The organism is Arthrobacter sp. CP30 (assembly GCF_053470025.1).
The window spans coordinates 12,085-23,631 of sequence record NZ_JBQEMM010000004.1; the positions used below are offsets into that span (position 1 = coordinate 12,085).

9 protein-coding genes are annotated in these 11,547 nt (G+C 62.5%); 5 read left to right on the forward strand and 4 right to left on the reverse strand.

The window, feature by feature from the left end; translation table 11 throughout:
* The first annotated feature begins 156 nt into the window (after positions 1–156).
* Positions 157–846 carry a DUF6308 family protein gene (locus ACTIMO_RS06905; RefSeq protein WP_448181922.1) on the forward strand — a complete coding sequence of 230 codons (690 nt, stop codon included), beginning with the start codon at positions 157–159 and terminating at the stop codon, positions 844–846.
* Between the two features lie 2 nt (positions 847–848).
* Positions 849–1,928 carry a hypothetical protein gene (locus tag ACTIMO_RS06910; RefSeq protein ID WP_448181923.1) on the forward strand — a complete coding sequence of 360 codons (1,080 nt, stop codon included), beginning with the start codon at positions 849–851 and terminating at the stop codon, positions 1,926–1,928.
* Here ACTIMO_RS06910 and ACTIMO_RS06915 read toward each other — a convergent pair.
* Positions 1,915–3,612, reverse strand: coding sequence for an NERD domain-containing protein (locus ACTIMO_RS06915; RefSeq protein ID WP_448181924.1), 1,698 nt, complete (start codon positions 3,610–3,612; stop codon positions 1,915–1,917). The two genes, ACTIMO_RS06910 and ACTIMO_RS06915, sit on opposite strands and share 14 nt — an antisense overlap.
* 187 nt (positions 3,613–3,799) lie before the next feature.
* On the opposite strand from ACTIMO_RS06915, the gene ACTIMO_RS06920 reads away from it, so the two are divergent.
* On the forward strand, positions 3,800–6,913 hold the full coding sequence (locus ACTIMO_RS06920) for a DUF3427 domain-containing protein (RefSeq protein WP_448182103.1): 3,114 nt from the start codon (positions 3,800–3,802) through the stop codon (positions 6,911–6,913).
* A 20-nt stretch (positions 6,914–6,933) separates the two neighbouring features.
* Here ACTIMO_RS06920 and ACTIMO_RS06925 read toward each other — a convergent pair whose 3' ends face one another.
* Complete coding sequence (locus ACTIMO_RS06925; RefSeq protein WP_448181925.1) at positions 6,934–7,881, reverse strand: hypothetical protein; 948 nt, start codon at positions 7,879–7,881, stop codon at positions 6,934–6,936.
* A 144-nt stretch (positions 7,882–8,025) separates the two neighbouring features.
* Between ACTIMO_RS06925 and ACTIMO_RS06930 the strand changes: the two genes are divergently transcribed.
* Complete coding sequence (locus ACTIMO_RS06930) at positions 8,026–9,855, forward strand: hybrid sensor histidine kinase/response regulator transcription factor (protein ID WP_448181926.1); 1,830 nt, start codon at positions 8,026–8,028, stop codon at positions 9,853–9,855.
* A 75-nt stretch (positions 9,856–9,930) separates the two neighbouring features.
* Here ACTIMO_RS06930 and ACTIMO_RS06935 read toward each other — a convergent pair whose 3' ends face one another.
* Entirely contained in the window at positions 9,931–10,722 is a 792-nt protein-coding gene (locus ACTIMO_RS06935; protein ID WP_448181927.1) for an alpha/beta fold hydrolase, read from the reverse strand.
* 103 nt (positions 10,723–10,825) lie between these two features.
* On the opposite strand from ACTIMO_RS06935, the gene ACTIMO_RS06940 reads away from it, so the two are divergent.
* Positions 10,826–11,305: an SRPBCC family protein gene (locus ACTIMO_RS06940; RefSeq protein ID WP_448181928.1), complete on the forward strand. Its 480-nt coding sequence runs from the start codon at positions 10,826–10,828 to the stop codon at positions 11,303–11,305.
* Here the strand turns inward: ACTIMO_RS06940 and ACTIMO_RS06945 are convergent.
* On the reverse strand, positions 11,277–11,495 hold the full coding sequence (locus ACTIMO_RS06945; RefSeq protein WP_448181929.1) for a LysR family transcriptional regulator: 219 nt from the start codon (positions 11,493–11,495) through the stop codon (positions 11,277–11,279). The two genes, ACTIMO_RS06940 and ACTIMO_RS06945, sit on opposite strands and share 29 nt — an antisense overlap.
* Positions 11,496–11,547: the final 52 nt, after the last annotated feature.

Consider the following 11,547-nt stretch of genomic DNA (forward strand, 5'->3'; position numbering starts at 1 on the left):
CGGCTGAGTACGGGGTTCCCGAGTGGGAGTGTCAAAGTGATAGGTGCGGACATCGGTGGTGGTAGGAAACCGGAATTGCCAGCCAGCGCCCGACCCTTGATGCCCTGGAGAAGGTAGGCAAGGATCTGCACTGCACCGACTATTGAATTGAGCCCAATGAACTACCCGGAGATCCTCGATGAAAAGCATGTTGACGGGGCAGCGGAGTTGGTTAGACGGTACTACCTGCCGATTGAGGGCAACACAACCCCTCGCGCGGGCACGCGGTTTGATGACTGGGCAGGCGGCGGTGATCATCCCGATGTTGCTGACCGCATCACCGCCGATGACCTAGTGGCTGTGTCATTTCTTTCCGTGGACATCAGGGGACGGGCGGCAATCGGCCTGCTCGAAAAGCACGCTGACGAGGTCACTGATCTGCTCCGGAAAATTCCGGTCGACGTCGACCTCTGGGATGCGGAGCTCGAGCGGCTGAACAGTCCAAGCGGACCCGAGTACGAGCTCTGGAATCTGCTGCGCGGACGCAAGTACGGCAAGTGGGGCATTGGGCCCACGCGGGCAAGCAAGATCATGGCCCGCAAACGTCCGCGCTTGATACCCATTTACGACTCCGTGGTTCGTCCACTCATGGGACTGGAAAATTCCGGAGGCCAATGGACTGTCTGGCACGCTGCGCTCACCAACGACACAGCGCTGCCTGGCAGGCTTGAGAGAATTCGCGAGGCGGCCGGTGCGCCGGCCACTATTTCTGTGCTGCGAGTAATGGACATCGTGCTGTGGATGCATGGCATCGAGATTGGGCTCAAGCCTGAGAGTGACGATGACATAGCGGAACCCGAGGAGTAGGGATGTCCTCTATCCTCGTGCGTCCGCTGGGTGGCTCCTGGAGCGAGCCTCTGCAGGTCAGCTACGAGCGTGAGGCCGACCTGCAGCAGATTCTTGCCGACCATCCTGGTCTCATCCCGGGGGTAGGAGAGGACGCCGTTGCCTGTAAGGAGTTGCAGTCCGGAGCAGGCCCTGCTGACCTGATTGTTGTGGATCAGGCAGGCGGCCTGACATTGGTCGAGTGCAAGCTCGCCTCGTACCGCCAGGTGCGGCGCGAGATCATCGGGCAGATGTTCGACTACGCTTCGGCGTTCTGGCGGATGCCGCTGGCCGATTTCGAGCAGCGATGGCTTGCTCGGTCCGGCATAAGCCTCTCCAATAGCGTCGCCTCAGCGAATCCTGACTTCGCGGGCGCCGTCGCTGCAAACTTGGAAGAGGGGCGCTTCAATATCGTTCTCGCAGTGGACGCTATCAACGACGACCTTAAGCGCATTGTCGAGTACCTGAACGCGACGTCCGGACCGGCAACGTCGGTCATTGCCGTCGCATACAAGCGGCTGCTGACCGAGCACACCGAGATCCTTATGCCGACCACGTACGGGAAGGAACTCGCCGAGGCTAAGACTGCTGCGGCGGAGCGGACCCACGGGCGCTGGACCGAGGAGGAATGTCGTTCATGGATGCGGGACAACGACCCGGAGAACCTGTCCAGGTTCGATCTACTCCTCAAAGAGGCCCGGCACCGCAGTATTCCGTTCGTCGGTTCAGTGAAGCGGGAGAAGGGCGTGCCGGCCGGGTCCCTTCAGATCGTGTTGGACGATGTCGGCACAACCGGGCACGTCTACGTGTATCACTACACGGCGACGTCAACGTCCATTGAACTCAGTTTCACGGCAGTACCGAAAGCGGCCGGATCGAATGCTTATCACCATCGCATGGGCGCATTTCTCAGGCACCTCGAGGAGATTGAGGAGTTCCACCGTGCTGCGGCAATCCTGCGCGAGTCCGAATGGAAACGCCGCCCAAATGTACCGCTGTCCGAGCTGTCCTTCGATTCCGTGAGACGTCTCGTTGCGGTCGTCGCGGACGTCAGACCCGAGTAGCGGGCGTACCGGCAGCGGAGAGCCATTGCTCGGCACTCCGCAGTGCCAGGTCGAGATTTCGGCCGCCAGCTGCCGTAATCTCGTCATCGTCACCGACGATGACGAAAAGACTTCTCGCTCGGGACAGCCCGACGTACAGCTGCTCGGCCGCCCGTTCCATGTCATGGAAGCCGTTGACGCACAGAATGATGACGGAGCGTTCAAGACCCTTGAACCCGAGGACGTGTCCGTAGAACTCGGCGTAGTCCTGATGGAACTCACGCCAGTAGTCGCCAATGGTGCCGTTATCAAAGTGTTCCTGGTGCACGGGATGGCGGTGGCGAGTGGTGAGGAGCGCTATCTGATTTGTGGCCCAGCCCTCCTCGATGAGGGCATCGACGCAGTCCCCGGCCAGGTCGAGGGCGTCCTCGGTTGAGCAGCGTACACGGCGGACAGGCAGGCCAGTTGTACCTCTGGGTCTGAAGTGGGGGCCAGCAAAGCCTTTGAAGGTTTCCGCGATCCTTCGGGTATTGCGGAGGTTGTCATCGATATGAATTGGTACGAGGTCGGTAATCGGAGCGGTTCCCTCTTCAAGCGTGTGAGCCTTCCAGCGCCGGTACACGTCCTGCTGGTCGTCCATGAAAGCGTGGATCTCGCCTGCCTCCGGGTCCTTCAGGCACATCTTCAGGGCCTGCCACCAAAGCGGGGCGAAGTCCTGCGCCTCGTCGACGACGACGGCATTGAGCTTCTCCGTGTGCAGTAGGGACGCCGCGAGAGCCAGGAGCTCCTGAGGAAGCTGTTCGTCGAAATACTCCTGACCTTCGCCATCCCGTACGCCCAGTGTGAGGGCATATTCGTGGAACTCGCCCGTGAAAACCGGGGCTGCCTGGCGCCAGCCCTGCACCTGGTTCCGGAGGTGCTGGCTGAGCCCTTTGTTGCAGCAGAAGAGACCTACCCGCTTGCCTTCCTTTGCCAGGCGTCTAGCTTTCTCTATGGCTAGCCAGGTCTTGCCGCTTCCTGCCCCGCCCACGTACCGCACTCGCGGCAGTGAGCGCGTGGCGGCGAGTAGGATCGCCTGGCGTTCGGTGAGGTGGTCCTGGTTGTCCTCCACTTCGCGGGCTGAATAGGACAGGTCAACTATCGACTCGAGCTGCCCTAACTTCGGCAGCATGCGCTCCATAAAAGAGGTGGCCAGCGGATTGGTGCCACCACCCTCGCGCTCGATGGCTTCACGAAGACGGGCGGCGGGGGAGACGAGGTCGTTGGCGTCGAGAATCAGGGTGCGCGTGCAACCTGCCATCTCCCACTGCTGTGCCACTTCCGTGTAGGGGAAGCACGCCAAGTACGCGAACCTGCTCGAAACACGGCTACCCAGCTGTTTTTCCATCCAGGTACGGAGGGCATGCATAGAGCTCTGGGACTGCACGATGGGGCTCTGGATCTTGTGTCGTCCGTCGGCGCCGCCCGACTGGTACCACTGACCGCCCTCGACGGACACGAGGCCACCCTTGACCTCGATGGCAGCAAGGCCGACGCCGGGCCAGAACACCAGCAGGTCAATCTCGCACTCGGCGCGGCCGTCGCGCACCTGCACGGAGTGGGCGACGACGGCATCGTCGGGCAGGTCCTGGCGTAGCTTCTCCCACACAACCTTCTCGGCGGACTGCGACTTTGTGAAGTCGGGCTCGGCCGGAATTGAACGCATAATTCCCCCTAAGTGATAGCAGCACAGTATCTCGCTAGCAGCTGTCCACTATGGAAGGCCGTGGTGATCTCTTGAACCTTGGAGAGCATCACGTGAGTACTGACCAGTCAACGTGCCGGAATATGTCGCGCCACGGACCTACTCTGAGAAGGTGAACGAAACCGATGGGGGAGTGGCCGGGCAGATGCTGTCCGAGGGTCTCTATGAAACGCTTGTTACCCGCATACTCGCAGAGCGGCTAGCGGGTGTAGCCGAACTCGAAGCAAGAGTTCAACCACTAAGCGAGTGCGACGCTCTTGCCGCCATTTCGAGGCACCTCGCCACAGTTGTGAATGAAGCGTTGGGTAAGACCGAGCCTGAAAAGCGGCTCGCCGTAGCAAACCAACTCCTACTGGCACTTTCAGCGAACGATGCAATCGATCAGGGGCCGTCGCAACTCCTATCGCTACACAAGCCTGAATCAGTCAAGCGGCGCGACCTGCGGCGGCCCGCGACGGCGCTCTCCGACTCTGCGCTCTTGACCAACGGCAAAGATGAACCCAACTTGGCGGCGGAGCTGCGCGCTGAAATGGAATCCGCCAACACCGTCGATCTTCTCTGTGCCTTCGTGCGATGGACCGGGCTCAGGCTTCTCCACCCTGCTCTTGAGCGATTAGCCGAGCGCGGAGTGCAGCTACGCGTCATCACGACTACCTATATGGGTGCTACTGAGCGTCGAGCCATTGACGAGTTGGTGAATCGATACGGCGCTGAAGTCAAGATCAGTTACGAATCGCAAGCGACGCGGTTGCACGCGAAGGCGTGGCTGTTCCGTCGCAACACCGGCTTCGACACGGCCTACGTGGGCAGCTCGAATTTGAGCAAGGCAGCGTTGGTCGACGGGCTGGAATGGAACGTGCGCCTCAGTTCTGTCGCCACGCCAGACCTCCTCAAGAAGTTCGAGGTGACCTTCGATAGTTACTGGGCGCAGCGCGCCTTTCAGTCCTACGACCCTGGGCGAGACGGCGACAAACTTGATGCGGCGCTCGAACGCAACGGTGGTCGACGCACCGGTGCACCAAAGACCGAAACTGGACTTGAGCTAGAGCCGTACCTGCACCAGATTGAGATGCTCGAGGATCTCGAGTCTGAACGACTCAAGGGTCACACGCGAAACCTTATGGTTGCGGCAACCGGCACCGGTAAGACCGTCATCGCCGCTCTCGATTATCAGCGTCTCTGCCAAGCAGCGGGTCGGCGCCTCAAGCTGCTCTTCGTGGCGCATCGGCAGGAGATATTGAGGCAAGCGCTGAGTACGTATCGCACTGTCATGCAGGACGGCACGTTTGGCGAACTCTACGTGGGAGACAACAAGCCGACGCAGTGGAACCAGGTCTTCGCGTCGGTACAATCGCTCGCCTCGCGCGGAATCGAAACGCTGGAACCGGGCTCCTTTGACGTCGTCGTAATTGACGAATTCCACCATGCCATGGCGCCAAGCTATCGCCGCATCATCGATCATCTCCGCCCTCAGCAGTTGCTCGGGTTGACGGCCACTCCTGAACGGGGTGACGGCGTTGACGTGGCTCAACAGTTCTTCACTGGTCGGACTGCGAGCGAACTTCGACTTTGGGACGCTTTGGATGCTGACCTCCTAGTCCCGTTTCACTACTTCGGAGTGTCAGACGACGTCGATCTCAGCCAGCTGGAATGGAAGCGCGGCAACTACGACGTCGCACAACTCAACCGCCTCTACACGGGTAATGACGCCCGTGCAGCGAAGGTGATTCGAGAACTGCGCGACAAGGTCACCAATACCGATGACATGCGCGCGCTCGGGTTCTGTGTCTCAGTTCAGCACGCGCACTACATGGCAGAGGCCTTCAACCGGGCGGGAATCCGATCGCTCGCCGTCGATGGTGGTACCGACGACGCTGCGCGTGCGCTCGCCCTCGCGCAGTTGCGAGACTCCACCATCAACTGTCTCTTCACTGTTGATCTTTTCAACGAGGGCCTCGACCTACCGCAGGTGGACACGGTGCTCCTCCTGCGTCCCACCCAGAGCTCGACGGTTTTCCTCCAGCAACTCGGCCGTGGACTTAGGAGAGCTGAAGGGAAGTCCGTACTCACTGTGTTGGACTTCATCGGCCAACAACGCCGTGAGTTCCGGTTCGACCTTCGGTACAGAGCCCTCACCGGTTACGGACGGAAGCAACTTGAGAGGGCCGTGGAGCATGAGTTCCCATACCTCCCGTCGGGATCGCAGATCATCCTCGATCGTGTTGCTCAGAAGGTCGTGCTCGACAACATCAGGTCGCAGCTAAGGTTCAATCGGTCGCAACTAGTTCAGGACGTCGCCTCCTACGGCGAGACAAACTTGGCTTCCTATCTCGAGAAGTCCGGCAACGACCTGAAGCAGCTGTATCGGAACACAAAGGACTCCTGGACCGGCTACCTACGCCAGGCCGGCTTGATCGGCTCTCTCGCGGAAGCGGGCACGGGTCAGCAGATCCTCGAACTGTCCAGTCCAGACGAGCAAAAGCTTCTCGGTCGGATGGTGCGCTTCCTGCACGTCGATGATCCCGAGCGCGGAGAAGCCTATACAAAACTCGTTGATCCGGCGTGCCCGCCCTACGCCGAGCTCGGTCCGCGCGAGCAGACCTTCGCGCGGATGCTGTTCTATACGCTCTGGAACGACGGCGGCGGATTCAGCACGTACGACGCGGGTCTCAACCACCTTCGCCAATACCGCTTTGTGTGCAGCGAGATTCGGCAGTTGATTGAGCTTGGGGTGACGACATCGCGGCACGCGGGCAAGGGCCTCGGCTTAGGGTTGCAGCACATTCCACTCTTGTCACATGCGACTTACCGCCGAGAGGAGGTACTCGCCGCGCTGAACTACGGTTCCCTCGAAGCGGGGAAGAACGTGCAGCACCGCGAGGGCGTTGCCTGGTGTCCTCAAACCTCGACCGACGCCTTCTTCGTCACGCTTAATAAGGACGACAAGAATCATTCAGCGTCGACGATGTACAAGGACTACGCAATCAGTCCTGAGCTGTTCCACTGGGAATCTCAGAACGCGACGTCGCCCTCAAGCCCGACCGGGCGCCGGTACCTCGATCGAAACAGCCACGGTTCTCACGTGCTGATCTTTACGCGGCCCACCGCGGAGGACGAGACCGGGCTCGCTGTGCCGTACACCTGCCTTGGCGCGGTGGACTACGTACAGCACTCAGGACAGAAGCCCATAGCCATCACTTGGAAGCTGCACCGGCCAATGCCGGCTGACGTCTTTGTTGAGGCGGCAGCGGTGGCACAATAGCCCCCTGGACAACCGAGCAGCTACTGAATCTCGACCGACCCGACGCGCAGCTCAGCATGAGCTCTGAAACGCGGGGCGGTGAGGTTGTTGAAGGCGCTACACTGCTTGCCCACCAGCAGATCAACTCTGTCACGTACGGACTCCGTTTCAGCTTGTTTCCCGCGGCGTAGAATCCCAGTCGGGTCTACGATGACATACCCCCACTCGAAGAGGGCGTCGCAACCAAGATTGCAAATGAGCATCGCTGCGGAGGTGAAGTCAACACGTTCTGCTTCCGAGCACAGACTGCGTGGTTTGATATGCCCAGCAATGAGTAAGTTTGCAGGGAAATCCTCTCCACACACAGCACAGCGAGCGCTTGAAGCCCCCACTAGTAGGTGCTGCCTGAGCGCGCTTTGTTCCTTTCGAATGACGCCGAGTGATACTTCGTCCGTCCCCTTCCCGGCCCACGAATCGATTGGCCTTCCAAGTAATCCCTGAGGCAACGGTGCTTTGATCTTTAGCGCCGCGAGTAGCAGTGTTCCATCCTGCTCGGACAGGGGCGACAGAAACTTTTGTTGGGGTCGTCCATCGATTCCGAAAGGACCCGGAGATCCCACATCGATTAGTCTGGCGACCTCAGAGAAGTGCAATGCGAGATTGGTGTGGAGCGGCTCGACGTCGACGCGCCAACCCATGTCGCCCTCATTCTCCCGCGCACCATACGCCGCCGTTCTCGGGAAATCACGGAACGGAGCGGTGACTCGACTGACTGCGCGCAGGTAGCTTTGTTGGTGGTGAAATACTAAGTCCCCCGGTTGCAGATCAAAGATCGCCCTGCGGCCAGCACCCAGTTCCCTGCCGGCGGATCGTGGACAAGTCCAAAGGGACCCTTCTGCTATCGCCAGCGGATAGTTGTCGTTCTGCGTCGCCCACCAGTAAGCCAATGTTCCCCCAAAAATAGGTTGCGGTTCGTCGTCATTATGCACGGGTAGACGTCGACGCATGTGTAGGCGTACCAACGTTCCCGAGTGGCGGAGGACTTGCTCGAAGCCAGTAAAGCTCATATGCGCCCGCTATCCTGAAGGCCCGTGCGCAGCGTCGCGCCGGGTTGCAGGAGACAGGTGCCGTACATGCAGCAGCTTCCCACGCCCAGCATCACCCAGAACGAGCAGAACCCTCCGCCCTCCCAGCTCGACCGCATCACCGAACTTGCCCGGGATCTCGCCGGACAGTTCGAGCTGGTCCCGCTTCTCGAACGCGTCCTTGGACACGCCGCCGCCCTCCTCGGGTGCGAGAGCGGCTCCATCTCGATCGTCCACGAGACCGAGGGCTACTACCGCAAGGAAGTGGACCAGGGCGTCGGCTGCCGCGAGGGCCAGACCTTCCCCCTGACCGAAGGCCTTACTGGACAGATCGTCAAGACCCGCGGCACCGTCATCCTCGACCGCTACGCGTCCGTGCCGATGGGCCACATCGACCCGGCAGACCCTCGCTGGGGGAGCGCCGTCATCGGCGTCCCTATCACCTGGGCTGGCACGATCATCGGCACGTTCGCCATCTTCAGCGACGGTCCCGGCCGCGTCTTCAGCCCCGGCGACGCGTCCCTCGTGGAACTCTTCGCCAACCATGCCGCCATCGCCATCATGAATTCCCGGCTCCACCAGGCCGCAGCAGCGAAGGAACGCGAGGCTGCCGTCGCGGGTGAACGCGAGCGCGCCGTACAGGAAGTCCACGAAACGATCGGCCGGTCCCTGGGCTCGCTCCTGCTGCACCTCGACCGCGCGGACAAGGCTACGCCGGGCGGATCACCCTCCACCCAGCACATCGACTCCGCCCGAGTGCTCGCCCACGAGGCGCTCTTTGAGACCCGCCGCACCGTGCTGGGACTCGGACCCTCCAGCCTGGCCGACCGCTCGCTTGAGGAGGCGGTCCGCCAGGAACTCGACCGGGTAAGCGCAAACGATCCGATGGACGTGACGCTCCTCGTGACCGGCAATCCTCACGAACTGGCACCCGTTGTCGCCCATCAGCTCTTCATGATCATCCAGGAAGCGGTGACCAACGCAGTGGCGCATGCCTGCGCCACCGCGTGCCGGGTGGGCATCTTCTACGACACCACCGCCATCACGGCCGTCGTCGAGGACAACGGCCGCGGGTTCGAGGGCCAGGAGAGCACGAACCTGAAGGGCAGCCGGCTCGGTCTGCACGGCATGGCAGCCCGCGCCCACTACCTGCGGGGCGAACTCCACGTGGAGTCGACGCTGGGCTGGGGGACGAGCATCCGGGCGCAGGTGCCGTACTCCTCGAACGGCGACTCCTCCCGGGAACGGTGGAAGGTCCTCGTCGCCTGCACCCAGCCCCTTCTCCGGGCCGGGCTCGTCCGGCTGCTTGAGACGTCCGAGCCGTCGGTGCAGGTCCTGGGCGAGTTCGGGACGCTCGAGGACCTCACGGAGTCGGTGTCCCTGCTGCAGCCGGACATGATCGTCCTCGACGAGCACCTGCTGTCCCGGTATACCGAAGCCCGAGTGACGGACGCGGAGACCGTCGAGCGGCCGGTGGTCGCCGTCGTCGACCATTTCGCGGACGAACTCCTGGCGGCCGCCGCGTCGTCGGGCGTGCGGGGCTTCCTTTCACCCTCTTCGACGCCGGCCGAGGTGGCGCGCGTCGTCGTCGCTGCCGCCCGCGGAGACGCCCTGCTGGACGGGGCGATGTTCACGCGACTCACGGAGAATCGCGCGGCGGACACCGGTGAGGGGATATCACTGACGGCCCGCGAACTCGAGGTGCGGGACCTCCTGGCCGAGGGGCTGGCGGACAAGCAGATCGCCACGCGGCTCGCCATCTCGGTGAAGACGGTCGAGAAGCACGTGAGCGCCATGCTGCGGAAGACCGGGGCACGTAACCGCACCATGCTGGTGGGCCTGCAGCACCAGGGTCAGGTGATTGCGAACTCCAGGTAGGCGACGGCGCCCGTTCTGAGCCTGCGTACTGGTGCGTCACCAGCACGCTCGCCAGGTGTGCGGCTCAGCGGATAGTCACGACGACTTAGCAGCGGTGGCGTCGAGGATGAACCGGGCTGTCTCCTGCGGCTGGTCCCAGTGCGGGAAGTGCCCGCAGTCCTCGAAGACGTGCAGGGTGGCGTCCGGATAGAGGGACATGGCGACGGCGGCCTCGCTGAGCGGGGTGACTCTGTCCGACCGGCCCCAGCCGAACGCCAGCGTGCCCTTGATCGTCCCCTGCGGCGCACCTGCCTGGCGCGGCCCGTGCGCGAGCGACTTCCGTGCTTCGTCGAGACTGGGCGAGGCGGCGAATCCGCGGAGCTCTGTCAGGACGAGGTTCGGGTCGAGCTTCCAGGGTGCCGCGGAGAACTGGGCGAGCAGCGCCGTCCGGCCCGCGGCCTGCTGGACGAGTGACGGCAGGACGGGCTGGAGGTGCCGTACCAGCGCGATGGACGCGGTGATGCTGCCGTTGAAGATGCGCACCTGGGTGTCGTTCCAGAATCCTCCGGGATCGAGGGCGACGACGTTGCCGGCATGGCCCCGCCGCGCCAGCTCGACCACGATCCGCGCACCCATCGAGCTTCCGACGATATCCGCGTCGCGCAGGTGCTCCTGCTCGAGGAACTGCTCGACGGCGTCCGTGAGGGTCGCGACGGTCACTTCGCCCGCGAGCGGCTCGCTGCTGCCGAACCCGGGGAGGTCGATGGCGATGACCTCGCGCTGTTCCTGCAGCAGGGGGAGGACGGGGTCCCAGGTACGGACGCTCGAGCCGAGCCCGTGCACGAGGACGAGTGGCTTTCCGGTGCCGGTCCGTTCGGTGTTCAACATGTGAGGGCCTTCCGTAGGCAGCGGGAGGACCCAGTCTATGCGGGCACCGATCGCTGCAGCCGATCCCGGCAGGACGAGGAGATTCCTCTGTGAGAATGGGCGCATGAACCAGACCGAGATCCGCCACCACCAGGAGTCCGTCACGATCCAGGCATCGGCGGACAGCATCTACGACCTGGTCTCCGACATCACCCGTACCGGCGAGTGGAGCCCGGTGTGCAGGCACTGCTGGTGGGAGGACGACGCCGACGCAGGCCAGGTCGGCGCCTGGTTCACAGGGCGCAATGAGCTTCCGCACCGCACTTGGGAGACCCGGTCGCAGGTCGTGGCCGCAGAGCGCGGCCGTGAGTTCGCCTGGGTGGTCGGCGGCAATCGAGTCCGCTGGGGCTACACACTCACGCCGGCCGGCACCGGGACCACTCTGACCGAATCCTGGGATTTCCTGCCGGGCGGTATCGCCATGTTCGAGGAGAAGTTCGGGGATGATGCACCCGCGCAGATCATCGACCGGACCAGACAGGCGCTCGACGGCATCCCGAAGACGCTCGCCGCCATCAAGCGCATCGCCGAGTCCGGGACGTAACCGTCGTCGTCGTACCGTGCTCGATCCGCTTGATCATCTCGCATACGGACGGCTGTGCCATCTGCATCTCCACCGCGGCCGCGGCCGTGGAGAAGTTTCCCGTCGAAGCCACCATAAGAAACGCGCGCATCTGGTTTTTCGTTGTGGCGTATAACTTGCTCCAACCGATTGGTTCTTGCGTAGCCATCATGAGCGGTGATCTCAGGTCGACGTGTACACCAGCACTTGTTCTCCGGGTCGGT

Excerpts from the sequence above, each read along its gene's own strand:
- ACTIMO_RS06905 (WP_448181922.1), top strand. The coding sequence starts at position 157 with ATGAACTACCCGGAGATCCTCGATGAAAAGCATGTTGACGGGGCAGCG.
- ACTIMO_RS06910 (WP_448181923.1), top strand. The coding sequence starts at position 849 with ATGTCCTCTATCCTCGTGCGTCCGCTGGGTGGCTCCTGGAGCGAGCCT.
- ACTIMO_RS06935 (WP_448181927.1), bottom strand. The coding sequence starts at position 10,722 with ATGTTGAACACCGAACGGACCGGCACCGGAAAGCCACTCGTCCTCGTG.
- ACTIMO_RS06915 (WP_448181924.1), bottom strand. The coding sequence starts at position 3,612 with ATGCGTTCAATTCCGGCCGAGCCCGACTTCACAAAGTCGCAGTCCGCC.
- ACTIMO_RS06945 (WP_448181929.1), bottom strand. The coding sequence starts at position 11,495 with ATGATGGCTACGCAAGAACCAATCGGTTGGAGCAAGTTATACGCCACA.
- ACTIMO_RS06940 (WP_448181928.1), top strand. The coding sequence starts at position 10,826 with ATGAACCAGACCGAGATCCGCCACCACCAGGAGTCCGTCACGATCCAG.
- ACTIMO_RS06930 (WP_448181926.1), top strand. The coding sequence starts at position 8,026 with ATGCAGCAGCTTCCCACGCCCAGCATCACCCAGAACGAGCAGAACCCT.